At 69.6% G+C, this 18,563-nt stretch carries 17 protein-coding genes; 3 read left to right on the forward strand and 14 right to left on the reverse strand.

Features of this window, described 5'->3' with window-relative positions:
* Positions 1-70: 70 nt before the first annotated feature.
* Both LRH25_RS03675 and LRH25_RS03680 read left to right on the forward strand, forming a co-directional pair.
* Positions 71-1,636, forward strand: coding sequence for a methyl-accepting chemotaxis protein (locus LRH25_RS03675; protein ID WP_141289995.1), 1,566 nt, complete (start codon positions 71-73; stop codon positions 1,634-1,636).
* 79 nt (positions 1,637-1,715) lie between these two features.
* The gene (locus LRH25_RS03680; protein ID WP_141289994.1) at positions 1,716-2,204 is read left to right on the forward strand and encodes a hypothetical protein; all 489 of its coding nucleotides are present in this window, start codon (positions 1,716-1,718) and stop codon (positions 2,202-2,204) included.
* Between the two features lie 98 nt (positions 2,205-2,302).
* Here the strand turns inward: LRH25_RS03680 and gspF are convergent, their stop codons facing one another.
* The 11 genes from gspF to gspG all read right to left on the reverse strand — a co-directional run bounded on the left by gspF (position 2,303) and on the right by gspG (position 13,531).
* Positions 2,303-3,520, reverse strand: coding sequence for a type II secretion system inner membrane protein GspF (gene gspF, locus LRH25_RS03685; protein WP_231010187.1), 1,218 nt, complete (start codon positions 3,518-3,520; stop codon positions 2,303-2,305).
* 8 nt (positions 3,521-3,528) lie between these two features.
* Positions 3,529-4,950: a type II secretion system ATPase GspE gene (gspE, locus tag LRH25_RS03690; protein ID WP_141290264.1), complete on the reverse strand. Its 1,422-nt coding sequence runs from the start codon at positions 4,948-4,950 to the stop codon at positions 3,529-3,531.
* A 20-nt stretch (positions 4,951-4,970) separates the two neighbouring features.
* On the reverse strand, positions 4,971-7,250 hold the full coding sequence (gene gspD, locus LRH25_RS03695) for a type II secretion system secretin GspD (protein WP_231010188.1): 2,280 nt from the start codon (positions 7,248-7,250) through the stop codon (positions 4,971-4,973).
* A 29-nt stretch (positions 7,251-7,279) separates the two neighbouring features.
* Positions 7,280-8,248, reverse strand: a complete 969-nt coding sequence (gene gspN, locus LRH25_RS03700; protein WP_231010189.1) for a type II secretion system protein N — start codon at positions 8,246-8,248, stop codon at positions 7,280-7,282.
* Positions 8,248-8,760: a type II secretion system protein M gene (locus LRH25_RS03705; RefSeq protein ID WP_231010190.1), complete on the reverse strand. Its 513-nt coding sequence runs from the start codon at positions 8,758-8,760 to the stop codon at positions 8,248-8,250. Before LRH25_RS03705 ends, gspN begins: the two co-directional genes overlap by 1 nt.
* Entirely contained in the window at positions 8,757-10,259 is a 1,503-nt protein-coding gene (gspL, locus tag LRH25_RS03710) for a type II secretion system protein GspL (protein ID WP_231010191.1), read from the reverse strand. Before gspL ends, LRH25_RS03705 begins: the two co-directional genes overlap by 4 nt.
* A gap of 172 nt (positions 10,260-10,431) precedes the next feature.
* Positions 10,432-11,409: a type II secretion system minor pseudopilin GspK gene (gspK, locus tag LRH25_RS03715; RefSeq protein WP_141290205.1), complete on the reverse strand. Its 978-nt coding sequence runs from the start codon at positions 11,407-11,409 to the stop codon at positions 10,432-10,434.
* Positions 11,406-12,167 (reverse strand): PulJ/GspJ family protein, encoded by a 762-nt coding sequence (locus tag LRH25_RS03720; protein ID WP_231010192.1) that lies wholly within the window; start codon positions 12,165-12,167, stop codon positions 11,406-11,408. The genes gspK and LRH25_RS03720 overlap by 4 nt, the downstream gene beginning before the upstream one ends.
* A gap of 4 nt (positions 12,168-12,171) precedes the next feature.
* The gene (gene gspI, locus LRH25_RS03725) at positions 12,172-12,537 is read right to left on the reverse strand and encodes a type II secretion system minor pseudopilin GspI (RefSeq protein ID WP_141290206.1); all 366 of its coding nucleotides are present in this window, start codon (positions 12,535-12,537) and stop codon (positions 12,172-12,174) included.
* Positions 12,534-13,025, reverse strand: a complete 492-nt coding sequence (locus LRH25_RS03730) for a prepilin-type N-terminal cleavage/methylation domain-containing protein (protein WP_231010193.1) — start codon at positions 13,023-13,025, stop codon at positions 12,534-12,536. The genes gspI and LRH25_RS03730 overlap by 4 nt, the downstream gene beginning before the upstream one ends.
* Positions 13,026-13,072: 47 nt before the next feature.
* Complete coding sequence (gspG, locus tag LRH25_RS03735) at positions 13,073-13,531, reverse strand: type II secretion system major pseudopilin GspG (RefSeq protein WP_211361555.1); 459 nt, start codon at positions 13,529-13,531, stop codon at positions 13,073-13,075.
* A 69-nt stretch (positions 13,532-13,600) separates the two neighbouring features.
* Between gspG and LRH25_RS03740 the strand changes: the two genes are divergently transcribed.
* The gene (locus tag LRH25_RS03740) at positions 13,601-14,170 is read left to right on the forward strand and encodes a general secretion pathway protein C (protein ID WP_231010194.1); all 570 of its coding nucleotides are present in this window, start codon (positions 13,601-13,603) and stop codon (positions 14,168-14,170) included.
* A 109-nt stretch (positions 14,171-14,279) separates the two neighbouring features.
* Here the strand turns inward: LRH25_RS03740 and LRH25_RS03745 are convergent, their stop codons facing one another.
* The 3 genes from LRH25_RS03745 to LRH25_RS03755 are packed head-to-tail and all read right to left on the reverse strand — an operon-like array spanning position 14,280 to position 18,504.
* Positions 14,280-15,401 (reverse strand): tryptophan 7-halogenase, encoded by a 1,122-nt coding sequence (locus LRH25_RS03745; RefSeq protein WP_231010195.1) that lies wholly within the window; start codon positions 15,399-15,401, stop codon positions 14,280-14,282.
* Complete coding sequence (locus LRH25_RS03750; RefSeq protein ID WP_170201042.1) at positions 15,388-17,205, reverse strand: LodA/GoxA family CTQ-dependent oxidase; 1,818 nt, start codon at positions 17,203-17,205, stop codon at positions 15,388-15,390. The genes LRH25_RS03745 and LRH25_RS03750 overlap by 14 nt, the downstream gene beginning before the upstream one ends.
* Before the next feature lie 15 nt (positions 17,206-17,220).
* A complete protein-coding gene (locus LRH25_RS03755; RefSeq protein WP_141290137.1) occupies positions 17,221-18,504 on the reverse strand; it encodes a ferritin-like domain-containing protein in 1,284 nt (427 codons plus the stop codon).
* Positions 18,505-18,563: the final 59 nt, after the last annotated feature.

The following is an 18,563-nucleotide window of genomic DNA, read 5'->3' on the forward strand; positions in this document are numbered from 1 at the left end:
CGTCGCCTAGCAAACGGACAAGCCATCTCGTCTCGTTGTTTACCGTCTTTTTTGCCGGAGAAGTTTTTCCATGCCGCAAGCTTCCTTTGCCCGCAAGGGCTCCATCGGGCGCAGGCTCGTGCTGGTGCTGTCCGCCATCCTGGGACTCTCGCTGCTCAGCAGCATCGTTGCCGTGGTGCAACTGCGCCATCTGGGCCAAGAAGTCGAGGTGATGCTCAGCAGCAACCTCAAGGTCGAGCGGGCCGGGTCCGACTGGCTTCGTTACACCACCGCCGGCATCCAGCGCGCCGCGGCCATTGCCAAGAGCAGCGACCCGGCGCTGATCGACTACTTCGCGCCCGCCTCTGCAGCCTCCATCTCCGCAACCAACGACTTGCAGAAGCTCATCGAAGGCGCGCTGGATTCGGCGGATGAAAAGGCGCGGTTCGCCAAGATCAGCGAATTGCGCAAGACTTACCTTGCCGCACGGGAAGAAATCAGCAAGGTCAAAAAGGCGGGTGATGCGGAAGCCGCCACGCGAATCTTCAACGAGCGGTTCGAGCCGTCCTCCAAGCTTTACCTCGAGGCCGTGGGCGGGCTGGTCAAGGTCCAGCGCGATCAGCTGGACGAATCGGCTGCGCGCGTCGAGTCGCTGCGCTCGCGCACCGTCACGCTGCTACTGGCCTGCACCGCGCTGGCGCTGGTGGCTGGCTCTGCGCTGGGCTGGATGCTGATCCGCAGCATCACCGTGCCGCTGCGCCAGGCCGAGCGCGCGGCTCGCGCGATCGCCGACATGGACCTGACCGGCGCGGCGCAAACCAGCTACCGCAGCGACGAAACCGGCCAGCTGTTGCACGCCATCGATGCGATGCGCCAGGCGCTGCGCACCGCGCTGCACGAGGTGCGCGGCGTGGTCGACAGCATCTCCACCGCCAGCACCCAGATCGCAACCGGCAACCACGACCTGAGCGCACGCACCGAGCAGACGGCCTCCAACCTGCAGGAAACCGCCAGCGCGATGGAGCAGCTGACCAGCACCGTGCGCAGCAGCGCCGACGCTGCCTCCCAGGCCAACCAGCTCGCCAGCTCGGCCGCCCAGGTGGCCCAGCGTGGCGGTGCGGCAGTGGCCCAGGTGGTCAGCACCATGGGCGACATCCACCAGTCCAGCAAGAAGATCGCCGACATCATCGGCGTGATCGACGGCATCGCCTTCCAGACCAACATCCTGGCGCTGAATGCGGCCGTGGAAGCTGCCCGCGCGGGCGAACAAGGCCGCGGCTTTGCCGTGGTGGCCGGCGAGGTGCGCAGCCTGGCCCAGCGCAGTGCCGAAGCTGCGCGCGAGATCAAGAGCCTGATCGGCGCCAGCGTCGACAGGGTCGAGTCCGGCGCCCGCCTGGTCGGCGATGCCGGCAACACGATGAACGAGATCGTCGCCAGCGTGCAGCGGGTCACCGACATCATTGGCGAGATCAGCACCGCCTCCACCGAGCAAAGCCAGGGCATTGGCCAGGTCAACCTGGCGGTCACCGAGCTGGACCAGATGACGCAGCAGAACGCTGCGCTGGTGGAGGAGTCGACTGCAGCCGCCGAAAGCCTGAAGGACCAGGCCGGCCGCCTCAGCAGCGTGGTCGGCACCTTCCGCCTGACGGCCGCCTGATCGTCACTTTCGCTCCGCACCCAGGCGCCTTCGGGCGCCTTTTCTTTTGGTGCGTGGCTGTGGTCAGATGGCGGGCGCCATGCCCACCTACCTCACCAGCCGCATCCTGCTCACGCTGGGCGCGCTGTCGCTCTGGTGGTACACCGGCAACCCAATCACGCTGCTGATGGTCTCGCCGCTGTTTGGCGCCTTGTGGACGGGGCCGCTGATCGACGGCATTTCGGCCGCATTTCGTGGCACCAAACGCATGGCCATGCGTGACCTGGAGCAACCCGGGCGCAGGCTCTGCGCCTTCCGTGGCCACGAGCTGTGCCTGGACCGGGACGGCGAGGACCAGCTGTGGTTCGAGGCCGAGGTGGTGCGCAAGTTCGGCGTGAAGCTGCCGGCCGAAGCACTGCTGCCAGCCGGGGCGCTGCGCATGCACTTCGGTCACGTCCAGCTCCGCGCCGACCTGCTGGCCGAGCGGCTGTGCCAATCGGCGCCACCCGAGTCGGTCACGCTGGCATTCGGGCGCTGGTTGCAGCGGGAGTTGAAGGCGGCCGCGACGCGGCGTGCGGCCGGGCGTTGAAATGTCGGGGGCTCACCGCGCAGGCCAGCGCACGGCCGCTCCGAAGCGGCCTGCGACCCCCTCGGGGGGTGATGGCAGGTACGCCTGCCGTCGGGGGCCTACTTGACCCAGTCGTTCAATTGGATGATGGGCAGCATGACCGCGAGCACGATCAGCATCACCACGCCGCCCATCGCGACGATCAGCAGCGGCTCCAGGATGGTGGCCACGGCCAGCGCGCGGCGCTGCACTTCGCCGCCAAGCTGCTTGGCGGCGCGGTCCAGCATGCGCGGCAGCTGGCCGGTCTGCTCGCCGAGGCGGGCGAACATGGCCAGCAGGCCGGGGAAGCGCTTCTTGGCGGCCATGGCCGAGGCCAGTGGCGCGCCTTCGCGCACCTGGACCAGCGCGTCCATCGCATCGGCCCGCATCGCGCGGTTGCCCAGGGTCTCGGCCGCGGCTTGCAGCGCCTTCAGGATGGGCACGCCGGCGCCCGCCAGCATCGCCAGCGTGCCGGCGAAGCGGGCGGCGTTGTAGCCGCGCGTGAGCCGGCCGATCAAGGGCACGTTCAGCATGCCGGCGTCGAAGCGCTGGCGGAAGGCTTCGTTGCGCAGCGCACGCAGCAGCAGCACCACGCCCACGGTCATCACCGCGACGAAGTAGAGGCCGTAGTTGCGCACGAAGGCACTCACGGCGAGCATGATGACCGTCAGGATGGGCAGGGCGTGCTTGCCGTTGACAAACACCGAAGCCACCTGCGGCACCACATAGGTGACCAGGAAGGTGACGATGACGACCGCGATCAGCGAGACGATGGCCGGGTACAGCATCGCGCCGATCAGCTTGCTGCGCAGCGCTTGGCGTTCCTCCAGGTCATCGGCCAGGCGCTCCAGCACGCCGCCGAGTGCGCCGCTCTGCTCGCCTGCGGCGACCACCGCACGGTACACGTCGTCGAACTCGCGCGGTGCCGAGGCCAGTGCGCGGGCGAACGGGCTGCCGCCGTTGACTTCGCTCTTCAGGTGGGCGATGAGCTCGCGCTGGCGCGGCTCTTCGGATTCGTCGGCCAGCGCCGTCAAGGCCCGTTCCAGCGGCAGGCCGGACGAGACCAGGCCGGCCAGCTGCCGGGTCCAGACCGTCAGCCCGCTCTTGCTGAAGGCCCGGCGGTTGAACTTGACGCTGTTGCCGGTCGAAGCCTCGACCATGGCCACCAGCGTGACGGTCAAGGGCACCAGGCCCTGGCCGCGCACGGCCGCCCGCGCGGACTTGGCATGGTCAGCCTCGACCAGGCCGTTGACCTGCTTGCCGGCGGCGTTGAGGGCTTCGTACTTGAAGGCGGGCATGGACTAACTCATTCCCGGGTGACGCGGAGAACTTCTTCCAGTGACGTGATGCCGGCGGCGACCAGCCGTTCGCCGTCCTCGCGCATCGAGCGCAGGCCGTTGAGGCGGGCGGCTTCGATGATCTCGCTCTCGGCGGCCTGGTTGTGGATCAGCGCCTGCACCTTGTCGTCCACCACCATCAGTTCGTAGACGCCGGTGCGGCCCTTGTAGCCGCTCATGCTGCAGGCGGGGCAACCGACGGGGTGCCAGCGGCCTTCGCCGTCCTGCTTGCGGCAGACCGGGCAGAGCTTGCGCACCAGGCGCTGGGCCTGCACCGCCAGCAGCGAGGAGCTCAGCAGGAAGGGCTCGACGCCCATGTCGATCAGCCGGGTCACGGCCGAGGGCGCGTCATTGGTGTGCAGCGTGGCCAGCACCAGGTGGCCGGTCAGCGAGGCCTGGATGGCGATCTGCGCGGTCTCGAAGTCGCGGATTTCGCCGATCATGATGACGTCCGGGTCCTGCCGCAGGATGGCGCGCAAGGCCTTGGCGAAGGTCAGGTCGATCTTCGCGTTGACCTGCGTCTGGCCGATGCCGGCCAGCTCGTATTCGACCGGGTCTTCCACCGTCAGGATGTTGGTGGTGGCGGTGTCGAGCCGGCCGAGGGACGCGTACAGCGTGGTCGTCTTGCCGGAGCCGGTCGGGCCGGTGACCAGCACGATGCCGTGCGGCTGGTGGACCTGGCGGTCGAACGCGGCGAGCACGTCGCCGTCCATGCCCAGGCCTTCCAGCGTGAACTTGGACTCGCTCTTGTCCAGCAGGCGCAGCACCGCACGTTCGCCGTGGGCCGAAGGCAGGGTCGAAACCCGCACGTCGATCGCCCGGCCACCAATGCGCAGCGAGATGCGGCCGTCCTGCGGCAGGCGCTTCTCGGCAATGTCCAGCTCGGCCATGATCTTCAGGCGCGAGATCAGCGCCGCGTGCAGCGCCTTGTTCGGCTGCACGACTTCGCGCAGCGTGCCGTCCACGCGGAAGCGCACGCTGGAGCTGCGCTCGTAGGGCTCGATGTGGATGTCGCTCGCGCCGTCCTTCGCGGCCTGCGTCAGCAGCGCGTTGAGCATGCGGATGATGGGCGCGTCGTTGGCGGCTTCCAGCAGGTCTTCGACCGCCGGCAGCTCCTGCATCATGCGCGAGAGGTCGACCGCGCTTTCGACTTCGCCGATCACCGAAGCGGCGCTGCCTTCGCCGCCCGAGTAGGCCTCGGCCAGGCGCTGGGCCAGGGCGGCGCTGTCTTCGTGTTCCAGCTGGTCGACCGAATACAGGCGCAGCACCTCGGTCAAGGCACTGCGCGGCGTGCTGTCGGCAAAACGCAGCAGCAACTGGCCGCCATCGTCTTCCAGCAGCAGCGTGTTGGCCTTGGCAAAGCCGTAGGGCAGGGGGTGGCGTTGGGCCATGTCAGGTGCCTGGTCTGCGCTCAGTTGCTGGAAGGGGCCGGCGCGGCGGGCGCGTTCGGGCCTTCGGGCGGATTCGGCGGCGTGGTGATCGGCGAGGCCGGCGCGCCGCTGCCCGGCATGCGCTGCGGGATGATGGGCGAGTCGGTGATCGGCGCGATGAAGTCCGGGTTGGGCTGGCTGTTCTGCTGCAGCGCGCGAATCGCATCGTAGCGGTCCACGGTGACGGCGTCGGCAGCGCCCGGCGTGCGCAGCACGACAGGGCGCAGGAACAGCATCAGGTTGCTCTTGGTGCGGGTGCGCGATTCGTTGCGGAACAGGTTGCCCACCCACGGGATGCTGGCCAGGCCCGGCACGCGGCCTTCGGAGTCGCCGTATTCGTCCTTCAGCAGACCGCCCAGCACCATGGTCTGACCATCGTCCACCACCACGGTGCTCTCGATCGAGCTCTTGTCGGTGATCTGCGAGCCATCCTGGCGCAGCGAGCTGCTCTCCTGGTAGATCGTCATGCGCACGGTGCCGTTTTCACCGATCTGGCTCTTGATCTTCAGCGTGATGCCGACGTCCTTGCGCTCGATGGTCTGGAACGGGTTGACCGCGCCATTGCCGGTGCCGGTGTTGGTGAAGCTGCCGGTGGTGAAGGGCACGTTCGAGCCGATCACGATCTTGGCTTCCTCGTTGTCCAGCGCCACCAGGTTGGGCGTGGACAGCACGTTGGCGCCGGTGTTGCTCTCCAGGAAGCGCGCCAGCGCGCCCAGCGTGAAGACGCCGTTGATCCTGTTCAGGATGCCCAGGTTCAGGCCCTGGCCCGGCACCGTGGAGGTGCCGCTGCTGGCAGCGGTCGTCGTCGCGGCAGAGCCCGCCACCTGGGCCAGCGTCAGGTTCAGCAGGTTGTTGCCGCCATTGCCGTAGTTGGTGCCGGCGTAGCCAATGGTGTTGTTCTTGGTGCTGCCGATCACGCCTTGCCACTGGATGCCGAACTCGGCAGCCTTGGCGGCGTCGACCTTGACGATCATGGTCTCGACATAGATCTGCGCGCGGCGCGTGTCGAGCTGGTCGATGACCTGGCGCATCTGGCGGTAGACGGCTTCGGGCGCCGAGATGATCAGCGAGTTGGTCGACGGGTCGGCCTGGATCTGGCCGCCGGTGGACGGCCCGGCCGAAGCCGAGACAGGCGTGCTCGCCACGCTGCTCTGACCGCTGCTGGTGCCGCTGGTCTGGATGCCGGTGGGCTGGTTTTGGGCTGGCGTCGGGCGGCTGGCGCCGGACAGGCCGGTGAGGCCGCTGCTGTTGGTGCCGCCCGCGCTGCTGGCCGAGGCCGCACCGCTGGCCATCGCGGCGCGCAGCACTTCGGCCAGCTTCACCGCGTCGGCATTCTTCAGGTAGACGACCCAGATGTTGCCGGCCGGGCCGCCGCCGGGAATCGGCTTGTCCAGCTTCTCGATCAGCGAGCGCGCATTGTTCAGGCGCGTCGGGTTGGCGGCGCGCACGATCAGCGAGTTGCTGCGCGGCTCGACCATCACCGAGGTCGCCGAGCCGGACACGGCGGCGGCACCGGGCACGCCTGCGGTCGCGGTCTCGGTCAGCTTCTGCACCAGCGGCGCCAGGTCCGCGGCCAGCGCGTACTTCACCGGGATGACTTCCACTTCGGAAGCCGCCGGCTGGTCCAGCGCGGCAATGATCTTGGCCAGGCGCTGCAGGTTGTCGGCGTAGTCGGTGATGATCAGCGAGCCGTTGCCGGGGTTCGCGTTGATCGTGTTGTTGGCGCTGATCAGCGGCCGCAGCACGGCCACCAGGTTGTTCGGGTTCTCGTGGTTGAGGCGGAAGATCTGCGTCAGGATCTGGTCGCCACGCACCGTGGGCGCACCCACCGAGACGGTGCCGGCCTGCAGCTTGGCTTCGGCCTCGGGCACCACCTTCAGCAGCCCGGCGTTTTCCACCACCGTGAAGCCCAGGCCGCGCAGCGCAGCCAGGTAGCTGCGCCAGGCTTCGAGCGGCGGCTGCGGCTTTTCGCTGGTCACGGTGATCTGGCCGCGCACCCGGGCGTCGACCAGGATCTGGCGGTCCAGCATTGCACCGATGGCGCGCGAGACGGCCTCGATGTCGGCATTGACGAAGTTCAGCGTGACCGGCGCCTTGGCGCGGGTGGCCGGCATCGGCGGCTCGGTGTTGTCCTGCGCGAAGGCGGCGCCGGCCACGCCCAGGGCCGAGAAAGCCTGGCTCATGGCCACGACCAGCGGCGCCAGGCGGCGGACAGCGCGCGTGCGGCTGGCACCGGGCTGCTGGACGCGCGTGCTGCGCATGGCGTTTTGAGGCTGCGACGAAGTCATGTTCACCCGATCGAAATGACGGACGACGCACCCTGGCGCCGCCCGATGATGTTCAGCAGATTGTTCAATGCCGGCTCCTGCCCCGGCGCGGCGCGCGCATCACCGCGAAAGTGCAGGCCGCCAGGGCGCAGTTCGCCCTGGCCCTGCAGTTGCAAGGCGCCTTCCAGCGTCTGCAATTGCACCACCGGCGGCTGGCCAGGCTGGCTGGGCGCCGTCAGCGAGATGCGGTAGCTGCCCAGCGGGTCGACCGGCGCGAGCCGGGACGAGGTCTGCAGCAGCTGCAGCTCGGCACTGCCCTGGACCTGCCAGGCACCGCCGGCCTGCTGGCTCAGCGTCAGCCCCGGGCTGGCCAGGCGCAACTGGCCGCCAGGCTTGACGGTGTTCCATGGTGCGCCCAGGCCTTCCAGCCAAGCCGCAGGCCATTGGCCCAGCGTGGTGTCGCTGCCGCCGGCGCCGCCGACCGTGCTCAGTGGCGTCAGCGTCAGTTGCATGCGGCGCCAACCAGTGCGCAGCTCCAGCCGCGCGCCGCCGGCCATGCAGCAGGGCTGCGTCAGCTGCAGCCCCAGGCCCAGCCACAGCGGCGACAGCCGCCAGGCCAGCCGCGAGGGCATGACGCGTGCGTCCTTGCTGCCCGGCCCGCCGGTCAGCACCGGCAAGGCGCTGCCATGCCACAAGGTGCCCTCGGCCTCGGCCAGTTGCAGCCGGCCCTCGGTGGCACCGGCCACCCAGCCGGCCAGCCACGAGGCCGGCAGCTGGGACGCCAATGCCAGCAGCCCACCGACCAGCGCGCCGCTCCACAGCCAGCCGCGGCTTGGCGCCTGGCCCGGCAGCATGCCGCCCAGGCTCAGCCCGCCGCGCGCCAGCTGCGCGCTGGCCGGCGCACGCGGGCGCCGGGCCAGCCGGCGCAAACGCGCGGCGGTGTGCGCGGCGGTGTGCGTGGCCGCAGGCGAGGGCAGCACCGGTTTGCGCATCAAGGTGAGCCTGGCAACTGCAGCACCAGCGTGCCGCTCAGGCCGTCATCGGCGCGCGAGAGCTTCATCTGCACCGGCCGTGCACGCGCCGCCAGCCTGGCCTCGGCCAGCCAGCTGCGGAATTCTTCGGGCGGCATGGCCTTGAGCGTCAGCGTGGCGCGGTCGCCCAGCAGTGCCAGCGTGCCGTGGTTGCCCAGCCGGGTGACCGAGGCCTTCAGCGCAGCGCTGGCGTCGGCGGTGCTGACGGGCGCCTGGCCCTTCAGCTGGCCGGCTTCGCTGGCCAGGGCCTGCATCTGCAGCCACTGCAGTTCCAGCTCGGCGGCTTGTGCCGGCACCTCGCGCCAGGTGCGCCAGGCCGGCTGCACGGCGATCAGCCAGACCAGCAGCACCGCCAGCGCAATGCCCATCACCAGCACCAGCTGGCGCTCGCGGGCAGACAGCGCCACCCAGCGGGCCTGCAGCGGCGCCAGGCGGGCCTGCAGGGCGGCGTTGGTCGAAACGCTGCGGTTCATTCTTCGTCCTCGTCGTCACCGGGCTTGGGTTCGGGGCCGCCCATCGGGCGCATCACCGGGCCGGCCGGCTTGCCGCCGGGCTGCGGCAGCATGCCCACCGGCTGGCGCATCTGCATCGGGCCGCTCTCGCCAACGCCTGCCGGGCGCTGAGCGTTCGGGGCTGCGCCCGGTGGCAGGCCGGGCGAGCCGCCAGCCGCGCCGGTGGCGCCGCCAGGGCGTGCGCCCGCTGTGCCGGTGGCGCCCGTTACGCCGCCAGCGCTGGCCGGCGGCCGGCTGCCAGGTTTGGCGCGGGTCACGATGGGGCCGTTGGCGCTGGTTTCGGCGTCCAGCCCCATGGCCAGCAACTGGTTGCGGAAGGTTTCGGTTTCCGGCGGGCTCCAGCCCGGGCTCTCCAGCGTCAGCCGGCCGTTTTCGAACTGCAGCCCGTTGGCCGGGCCGCGCGAGGCCGGCCAGGCGGCCTGCGCGGCGTACATCAGGGTTTCCAGGTCGCCATCACCCGGCTTGCCGGAGGCGGTGCGCAGCAGGTCGATTTCCTTTTGCATCTGCAGCGGCGCGTCGATCACGCCGCGCACCTGCGGGAAAGTGGTCTGCAGCAGCGTGTTCATGGCCTGCTTGCGCTGCGCCAGCGCGCTGCGCTGCTGCCAGGCCCAGACGTTGGCGCCCACCAGTTGCAGCACCAGCAGCAGCACCAGCCCGCCGCGCACCCAGCGCCAGCTCGGGTCGTGCAGCGCGTTGGCCAGCGCCTCGTTGAAGGCGCGCTGGCCGCGGCGCTGGGCCGCCAGGTCGAACTGGCGCAGGTTCCAGCCGCTGCGCGCGGCCTGCTGCAGGAATTCGGTGTCGCTTTGCGAGGCCACCGGCGCACCCGCCAGCCGGGCCGCTTCGGCCGCGCCACCGGGGCTGGCCGACCAGGCAATGCTGACGTCGGCCGGCTGGCGCGCCAGCAGCGCGCGCGTGGCCGGGCTGTCCAGCGGCAGGCACAGGGGGCCTTGCTCGTCGCGCCAGGCCAGTTGCAGGCCCTTGTCGTCTTCGTAGACGTGGCCGGCCGGCGGGCCTTCGGGCACCCAGGCGGGCACCACGCGGTCCACCGTCAGGCCGCTGGCTTCCAGCCGGGCCAGCTGGCCGGCCAGCCAGGGCTTGTTCAGCGCGGCAATCCAGCCGAGGCTGCCGGCGCTGGCACCCGGGGCGAGCGCCAGGTGCAGTTCGGATTCATCTTCCAGCAGCGCCTCTTCCAGCACGCCGGCCAGGGCCTGGCGCATGCGGCTGGCGGGGGCCTTGGGCAGCATCGCGTGGTGCCAGCCAACGTCGGCCGGTGCCAGCACGGCCACCACCTGCTGTGCCTGCGGCAGCTCGGCGACCGCGGCGCGGCCCTGGCGGGTCACGTGGCTGCCGTCGGCGCTGAAGGCAAACGCGACGTCCGCGGGCTCACCCAGCGTCGCCGGCTCGGCTTGCTGGGCGGCCAGCCGGGGCTGGGCTGGCAACTGGACGATCAGAGTGGACATGGACGGCGGAAACTCGACGCGGAAGGCATGGGGGTATCAGGCAACAGGCATGGCGAGCCGCCGGGCAGGCTGATGGCCGTCCGGCGTGGGCACGCCGGTGCCCTGCAACCCGCTATTGTGGCGCGAGCCGGAGCGGCGTCGGCCCACGTTTGTGGGGAGTGGGTCTGGCGCTTCATTTGGACAGGCGCTCGCGCCACAGCACGCGCACCTCGGCCCCCTGCCGCTGGACCAGCGAAATCTCGCGCAGCACCGAGTCTTCGTAGCGCAGCTGGCCGGTGACTTCGAAGTACTGGCTGGCGATGCCGGCCACCTTGCCCCATGCGGTGGCATTGGTGCTGAACTTGTCGCCCAGCGCCTTGGCCGCTGAGCCGACCGAATCGAACCCCTTTTTCAGCTGCGCGCGCTGCTGCACGAGGCGCTGCGCGCTGGAGCGGTCCAACCCTTCCATCACCGACATCAGCACCTCGGGTGAGGCGGTATTGAGGTTCACCGTGGTTGTGTTTGGCAGGATGGTCACGTAGGGCGTCAGCCTGTCGATGGTGGCTTGATCCAGCCCCAGCCAGCGCAGCTGGGCCACGCGTTGGGGCCGGATCGGCGCACTGGCCTGGGCCTTCTGACCACCATCGACCAGATCTTCCGCGTCGCTGGAGACCGCCATGGCTTCGGCGATGCGCTGCGCCACCCCCACGGGCAGCCCGAGCGTGTCGCAGAGCCGGGTGAAGGCCAGCAACTGAAGCTTGGCCTGTTCTTCGTCGTCGTTGGCCAGGTTGCGCAGGTTGTAGCGCGAGGTCGCATCGACGATGTCGCCGGACAGGAAGGCGTCGAGCCCGGTGTCCTGTGTGTTGTCCTTGTCGGCCGCCAGGAAGGTCGACAGCCGGATTTCCGCCAGGCCGGTGGCCCACGGCTCGGTCAAGGCATCGCCGCCGCCATCGCGCTGATCCTCGCGCAGGATCAGCCGCGCCCAGTCCAGCGCACCACCCAGCAGCCAGGCCGACTGCGCCCTCGCGCGCTCCGCGCTCTCGACCTCGATGGCCCGCCACTGCTGCCAGACCATGCCCGCCGCCAACGTGGCCACCAGCGTGACGATCAGCATCGCCAGCAGCAGGGCCGCACCGCGTTGCGTGTGGCGGTTGAGGTGTTGGGCGGTCATCCGCCGCTTCCTTGTGTGCCTTGCAACTGAAGGTCGCGGGTCAGCACGCCTGCCGGCAGGCTCAGAACCAGGCGCACGCCTTGCGGCAGGTCATCGTCGTCGCTGCTGGCGTTTGCCGCTGCGGCAGCCGCAGCCGCAGCCGCAGCTGCTGCATCACCAGTCCCGGTTCCCGCGCTCTTATCATCCATCGGTTGCGTGTTCGTCGTCGTGGTGGACTTCGTCGTGCGGTTGCCGCTGGACTGCGCATTGCTCCAGCTGTTGTCGCCCTGGCGGTAGTAGAAGACCTGCCAGTTGCTCAGCTCGGTCAGCATCGGCAGCGCGCCGTCGCGCAGGCTGCTCCATTGCTGGCTGCGCATCCACCATTCCTGCAGGTCCTGCAGCTTGGTCACCGGCGGCGAGGCCCAGCGGTACAGCGTGTTCTCCTGGCGCGTCCAGACGACCAGCATCAGGCCGTCCGGCGCACGCCGGGTCAGGCGCAGCGCGCTGCCGTCGAAGCGAAGCGGCGGCGCGCCGGGGCTGGCCTGCAGTTGCTGCAGGTCCTGCTCCCATTGCGAGATCACGGTGGCCATCTGCAGCGTGCGTTCGGTACTGCCCTGGGCGCCGTCGCGCACGCGCACCAGTCCGTCCATGCCTTGCCAGGCCATCGCGGCCAGGATGGCCATGATGAACAGCGCGACCATCACCTCGATCAGCGTGAAGCCAGGCGCGGCGCGGCCTTGCGGCGCAGAAGAAGGAGGGCGCGGGTACATCTGGAACATGCGCTCAGTAACGCGGCAGCACGGTGGACTGCGTCAGCAGCTGCTGGCCGCTGTCGTTGGCAATCACCACGTCGATGCGGCGGAAATTCGGGTTTGGCGTGGCCTGTACCCGCACCACGCTGCGGTAGGTGTGTGCCAGCTGCATGCACTCCCCCGTGCTCTCGCCAATGTCGGGGAAGCGGTGGGCCAGCTTCAGTGCGGTCAGCTCGTTGTCGGCGCACCACTGGGCCTCTGTGACCGAGGTCAGGCGCTGGGCGTTGTTCAGCAGCGAGCCGCCGGCCCGGCTGCCGGCTGCCAGCGCAATGGCCACGATGGCGACCGCCACCAGCACTTCAACCAGCGTGAAGCCGTGCGCTGCCCTGGGGTTCACGGCGTCACCGCCGCGTTGGCCGCATCCACCTGCACAAACGGGCCCAGCCCATTGGTGGCCAGCACCAGCCGGCGTGCTTCGAGCTGCAGCACCACCTGTTGCGCGCCGATGACCGGTTCCGGCCCCAGCCGCAGCGGGCCACCACCAACGACTTCGGCCCGGGTGCTTTCGTCCAGCCATTGGGTGGGCAACTGGATGCTGTCGGGCAGGCCGAGGAAGTTGAAGCCCGGGCCATCGCTGCGCGGCAGCCAGGTCACTTCCAGCCCCATCGAGCGCGAACGGGCGCGGGCGCCTTCGAGCAAGGCGCTCAGCCGAGCACCTTCTTCCTCCAGCTTGCTGGCCGCCCGGTCGCGCAGCGACAGCGAGGCAATGCCCATCGCGATGGCAATGATGGCGACCACGATCATCAGCTCCAGCAGCGTGAAACCGCGCTGGAGGCCGTGACGGCGATCAGGAGAGAAACGGGCAGGCCCGCGGGTCGAGGTCAATGCGGTGCCACGAGAGACGGTGCGACCGGCAGCCGGTGCAGCACCGCTTATTGCCAGGAGCCGATGTCGGCGTCGGTGCCTTCGCCGCCGTTCTGGCCGTCGGCGCCCAGGCTGAAGACGTCGATCTCGCCTTGCACGCCGGGGTTGGCATACAGGTACGGGCGGTGCCATGGGTCATCCGGCAGCTTGTCGACGTAGGGTCGCCAGTTCGGCGGGATCTGGCCGACGGTGGGCTTGTGCGCCAGCGCGTCCAGGCCTTGTTCGGCGGTCGGGTAGCGCTGGTTGTCCAGCTTGTAGAGCTTGAGCGCCTGCATCAGGGCGCCGATGTCGGTGCGGGCTGCCGTGACGCGGGCCTGGTCTGCGCGGTCCAGCACGTTGGGAACGATCAGCGCGGCCAGCACGCCGATGATGACCAGCACCACCATCAGCTCGATCAGCGTGAAACCCTTTTGCGCCGCTTGGCGCAGGCCTTTCAGGCCATTTGGGCGGAGGGGTGATCGGGGCATGGCAGACATGTCGGTAAAGAGGCCTCGTGGGCCGTCGGGCGAGGGGTGGGCTTGCATGATAATCGCCCGATGGCTTCGCGATTATTAACGTTTGTGGTGTGGGCGCTGGTGGCTGCCAGCGGGCTCTTCTGGGGCCTGAAACTGTTCACCCATGCCCGTGGTTTGCCCGACAACGCGCAGGCGACCCGGCAGGTCGTGTCCCAGGGCGGCGACCTGAGCCGGCTGCTGGGCACGGTGGTCGTGGCCGCGGCCGAAGAGGAGCCCGAAGACGCCAGCGACCGCTTCAAGCTGCTGGGCGTCGTGGCGCCCGCGGGCCATATCGGCCCCGGTGTGGCCCTGATCGCCGTGGGCGACCAGCCGGCCAGGGCCTGGCGCACCGGCGCGGTGGTCGATGGTGACACGGTGCTGCTGTCGGTTGGCAAGCGTTCGGCCCAGCTGGGCCCCAAGGGCGGCCCGGTCAGCGCCGAATTGAACCTGCCGGAGCCTGCCGTGGCCGCGGCCTCGCCGGCCCGGCCGGTGCTGTCGATTGGCGCCGGTGGCGTGCACGGCCCGCAGGGTCAGGGCCCATTGGCTCAACCCCGCCCGATGACCGCGCAGCCGGCCCCGCAGCCCGCCCAGAGCAACGACGACGACGAGTGAATGGGGCACCCGGTTCGGCGAATACGCCGAACCACCCTCCAAGATCGCGTCACTGATCCATGCGCCTGGGCGAGGACACCGATACCTGCGGCCAGCTCAGGCCGGCGATTCACTCGAATCGCGGTGAATTCGCGGGGCGCGGGTCCGGGGGTGGCGCGGTCTGCCGGGCCGACCAGAACGGGCTGTCCGGCCATCGGCGTTCGGCTGCGTAGTGCATGCGGCGCTGCTCGAGGTAGCGCCGCCAGCTGGTGTCGGCGCGCTGCGCCCAGGCCCGCCCCGATGGCACCATGGGCTGTCCTGCCAGCCAGGCGGCCAGCGTGTCGGCCGCGGCCAGGCCATCGGCCAGCGCGCCCGAGATGCCTGAAGATGTGAGCGGGTCGAAAGCCATCAGCGCATCGCCGACCGCCATCCAGCCCGGGCCTGTGGCGCGATCCAGGCAGGTGCTGTGGGCCGGGAAGCTGGCGATTCGCAGTGCATTTGCCGGCGGCGGCAGGCGGCGCACCAGCTCCTCGGTGTCGCACCAGGCCTGTCGGAAGGGGTCGCCGGAGCGCAGGCGATGCGCTTGGGCGAGATCGCGGTCCGTCATCAGGCAGACCACGGCGCGTTCACCGGCCAATGGCGCGGCGTACCACCAGCCGAAAGAGACGGGCTCGATGAGCGACAGGCCCGCCAGGCCGCCTGCCGCCGGCCGCGGCACGATGGCGCCGAGCGCCACCAGCGCATCGACCTGCCTTCGCGTGGCACCCAGGCGCGTGGCCAACTCGGCACGCCGGCCGCTGGCGTCCACCAGCACCCGCGGGCGCCAGGTGCTGCCGTCGTTCAGGCGCAGCGCCCAGCTTGCGCCTTGCCAGGCCAGCTGGTCGATCTTGGCCGGCCGCATCAGGCGCACGCCCTGGGCCACGGCGGCTTCGCGCAGCATGGTGTCGAAGGCCTGGCGGTCCAGGTGCCAGCCGCTGCCTTGCCCGCGGTGGAGGAAGTCGTCGATCTGCCGCTGTTCCCCCCACAGCGACAGGTTGGCCTGGTAGGGGGCGTGCGCCTGCATCGCGCCGGGCAGACCCAGCCGCGAAAGCATGGTCCCCACGTCGGGCGTGGCCGACTCGCCGATGGCCCAAGGGCGCGCCAGCGGCCAGTCGACCAGGCCGACGTCTCGCACACCAGCCTGCCGCAGCGCCAGGGCCGTGGCGCAACCCGCCGGCCCCGCGCCGCAGATCAGCACGTCAAGCGGCGTCACCTGCGGCGGGCGGGAAGAAGGGTCGTGGCAGGGCGCGGGCGACCTCAACGAAGCGCAGTTCGCCCTGCACGGTCTTTTCCATCACGAAGCCCAGGCCTTGCCAGTACTTCACCATGTCCACATCGTCGGCGAAGGAGATGAAGTCGTCGCGCAGCTGGTCAAAGTCCGTGCCGACCCAGGCGACCTGCGCGCCGCTGTGCTGCCCTGGCGGAGGTGGGGCGGCGGCCAGGCCGGCAGCGCGCGGTGCGGGCGGCTCCAGGTAGACGAACTCCGGCCGCTGCGCTGGCCACCACCAGATGACCCGCCCGTCCATGGGCTGCGAGGAGCATTCGTTGAAGTCCGCCTGCCACGGCACGGCCATGTAGCGGCAGATGTCGCCGGGCTGCATGCGGGCCGGGTCGAAGCCGGCGCTCAGCGGGCCCTCGAGCACCGGGCAGGCGTTGATGCGCAGCGGGTCGTCGGCTTGGTAGATGGCCGTGTTGCGTGAGATCCAGCCCATCTCGATGCCCGGCGAGAAGGCACCGCCGACGCAGTTTTCCAGCACGTTGCGGGTCAGGCCGATGGGCGACTCGGGAGACGGTGCTTCGTTGGAGAACCATCCGGCCGCCCACTGCTGCAGGAAGAAGAACTGCGTGTCCGTCACCCGCAGGTACTTGGAGGTGAGCGTGCCGGGGATCAGGCAGTTGTCGCCCGCCAGGTACGGCATCATCGTGCGGCCACTGCTGCCGCTGCTGTTGCCGACGATGACGTTCTCCGAACTGGGTGGCCGCAGCACGTCGAGGATCCAGGTGCGCAGGCCCTTGTACTCATCGCTGTCCGGCGAGCTGGGCACGGTGCCCAGTTGCGCGAAGTTGAAGCTGTGCGGCTTGGGCGGGATGGCCGCCACCCAGGGGTAGAGCGTGCCGCGCTCCAGCAGCGGCTGGATCTCCGTCTGGAAGTTGGGCCGGTAGCCCGAGGGGCCGGACTTCCACAGGCCCTGGTCGAGGATTTGCGGCACCTTGCCCGCGCGCACGCCGGCGTCGAAGATGGTGTCCCACAGCGAGACCAGGTTGGGGATCTGCGGCGCGTACGAAGGCGGGCCCACCAGCACCCAGGAGGCATCGGCCTGGACCTCGGTGCCATCGGTCAGCCGGATCACCGCGAAGATGGGGCCGTCCGAGGTGTCGTCCCACCAGCCGTCGTTGTTGGCGTAGTCGTGGATCTTCGGATCGGGCGAGGGCGTGCCCGAGATGCCGAATCCGCCCAGCACCAGCAGGCGCCCGGCGTCATCCGTGCGCAATTCGCCCAGGCTGGCGATGGTCTCGCCGGTCGGGTTGAGCGGCCCGGGCGGGAAGTTCACGCCGCGGTAGTCCGGCGGTGCACTCGCCGCATCGAAATGCACGCCGGATTGCGCGGCCCCGGCGATCGTGCGCGGCCCGGCGTCGATCATCAGCTTGTTGCGGTCCGGCTCTGCGGCATTGCGCAGCGGGTGGTTGGGTGCGTAGCCCTGTTCGCCTTCGTTGGTCACGAAGGTGTACCAGCTCGCCTTCTTGTTCGCGATGTGGGCCGTCCAGGTGATGGCCGCAATGCCGGGCGTGCCGAGGGTGATCTCTTCGGCGCCGTCCGGACCTTCGCGGTAGATGCGAAAGCGCGCCGCCTGGCGGCACATGCGGCCCTGGTCGTCGCGGAAGTCGCGCTCGGTGAAGGGCGCGCCGTCGGGCAGCGTCGGCAGGCCCCGATAGGCCTCGGGGCCGATGTAGAACTTGGCCGGCGCATTGCCCACGCGTGCCACGCCAATGCTCGGGTAGATCTTGTAGTTGCTCATGGTCTTGCCTCCGGTTCAAAGCACATGGCCGGCGCCGGTGGCAGCCAGCTTGTCCAGGCCGCGCATCGCGCGCACCAGGTGCGCCGCGCGCACGCTGCCGCTGGGCGCCTTGAGGATTTCCTGCCGTAAGCCGTGCGCCAGCGTGCGCGTGTCGGCGCCTTCGTCCCAGCTCCAGGTCGGCGCGGCGTTGGGGCCGACCGCGCTGTCGCCATTGGCATGGGCCGGCGTGTTCATCAAGGAGATGGCCAGGTTCGGCAGCACCTCGTGCATCAGGTTGAGCACGACGCCGAAGAAGGGGTCGTGCTCGCCGCGCATGAAGGTTTTTTCGAAGCCGCGCAGCATCACGCTGTAGTGCTGGTTGAAGGTCTTGGCCAGGCTCAGCGCTTCGGGATTGGAGAAGTCCTCCAGCCGTGGGTTGGAGGTGGCGGGCAGGGTGGGCGGGAAGTTCGCCAGGTCCAGCGAAACCTCGCGGAACTTCATGAAGTGGCTCAGCTCCTCGGGCGTGCCCAGGATGGGCCCGTAGGTGCCATCGCTGCGCATGCCGTACTGGTTGTAGGCGCCATAGGGCTGGCGCGCCACCAGGGGCTGGTCGGCAGGTACCTTGCCTTCGCCCTGGCGCACGATCTGGTCGATGCCGGCCAGGGCGCTGGCCTTGTCGCGCACTTCGATCACCTTGCCGCCGAACTTGCCCAGGTAGATGTCGGTGCGCTGCCGGAACTCGGGCGTTTTGGCGCTGAATGGGTCGCCCGGAAACGCTTCGATCGCATTCACCAGCGACTGGTACAGCTGCGCGATCGTGTCGTAGTGGTCGCCCTGTGCTGGCGCATCCCAGGGCGCGGGCGTCTCGATGGCGGCATAGACGTTCGAGAACACGTCGATCGATGCGCGGTACAGCCCGAGCAAGGGCGTGGTGTTCTCGTTTGCGTGCGGCAGGTAGCCGGGATAGACGGGCGCGAACGCTTGCGTGAAGCGCGGCTGGCCGCCCAGTGCGACGACGAGGTTGGCGGCCTGGTTGACGTGGAACATCTCTTCCATGACCACGCTGCGCAGCGCCTGGTAGGCCTTCGAACCGGTGTCGGAAATCGAGTACAGGCCGCTGAGGTACACGGGTATGGTCGAAAACTCGACCTGCAGCGCCAGTTGTGCGGCGCTGCGCAGGTCATGGAGCTGATCGTTGGTGGTTCGGGCCTGCAGGCCATGGGGTGTGCGGGCCCCGGGCAGGCGATCAAAAAGATGACCGAATGGGCGTGGGCTTTGCAGGCCTCGGCCCGAGCGGGGGCGCGATGCTTCGGAGGGCATGGGTGGGGGCTCCCAACGAGTGTTGCGACATGGCGGGGCGCGATGAACAACAACTGTCC

This window comes from Ideonella azotifigens, from assembly GCF_021043325.1.
GTDB classification, from domain to species: Bacteria; Pseudomonadota; Gammaproteobacteria; order Burkholderiales; family Burkholderiaceae_C; genus Ideonella; species Ideonella azotifigens.

Excerpts from the sequence above, each read along its gene's own strand:
- gspN (WP_231010189.1), bottom strand. The coding sequence starts at position 8,248 with ATGCGCAAACCGGTGCTGCCCTCGCCTGCGGCCACGCACACCGCCGCG.
- LRH25_RS03720 (WP_231010192.1), bottom strand. The coding sequence starts at position 12,167 with ATGTTCCAGATGTACCCGCGCCCTCCTTCTTCTGCGCCGCAAGGCCGC.
- LRH25_RS03675 (WP_141289995.1), top strand. The coding sequence starts at position 71 with ATGCCGCAAGCTTCCTTTGCCCGCAAGGGCTCCATCGGGCGCAGGCTC.
- gspE (WP_141290264.1), bottom strand. The coding sequence starts at position 4,950 with ATGGCCCAACGCCACCCCCTGCCCTACGGCTTTGCCAAGGCCAACACG.
- LRH25_RS03705 (WP_231010190.1), bottom strand. The coding sequence starts at position 8,760 with ATGAACCGCAGCGTTTCGACCAACGCCGCCCTGCAGGCCCGCCTGGCG.
- gspK (WP_141290205.1), bottom strand. The coding sequence starts at position 11,409 with ATGACCGCCCAACACCTCAACCGCCACACGCAACGCGGTGCGGCCCTG.
- gspG (WP_211361555.1), bottom strand. The coding sequence starts at position 13,531 with ATGCCCCGATCACCCCTCCGCCCAAATGGCCTGAAAGGCCTGCGCCAA.
- gspL (WP_231010191.1), bottom strand. The coding sequence starts at position 10,259 with ATGTCCACTCTGATCGTCCAGTTGCCAGCCCAGCCCCGGCTGGCCGCC.
- gspD (WP_231010188.1), bottom strand. The coding sequence starts at position 7,250 with ATGCGCAGCACGCGCGTCCAGCAGCCCGGTGCCAGCCGCACGCGCGCT.
- LRH25_RS03680 (WP_141289994.1), top strand. The coding sequence starts at position 1,716 with ATGCCCACCTACCTCACCAGCCGCATCCTGCTCACGCTGGGCGCGCTG.
- LRH25_RS03750 (WP_170201042.1), bottom strand. The coding sequence starts at position 17,205 with ATGAGCAACTACAAGATCTACCCGAGCATTGGCGTGGCACGCGTGGGC.
- gspF (WP_231010187.1), bottom strand. The coding sequence starts at position 3,520 with ATGCCCGCCTTCAAGTACGAAGCCCTCAACGCCGCCGGCAAGCAGGTC.
- LRH25_RS03755 (WP_141290137.1), bottom strand. The coding sequence starts at position 18,504 with ATGCCCTCCGAAGCATCGCGCCCCCGCTCGGGCCGAGGCCTGCAAAGC.
- LRH25_RS03740 (WP_231010194.1), top strand. The coding sequence starts at position 13,601 with ATGGCTTCGCGATTATTAACGTTTGTGGTGTGGGCGCTGGTGGCTGCC.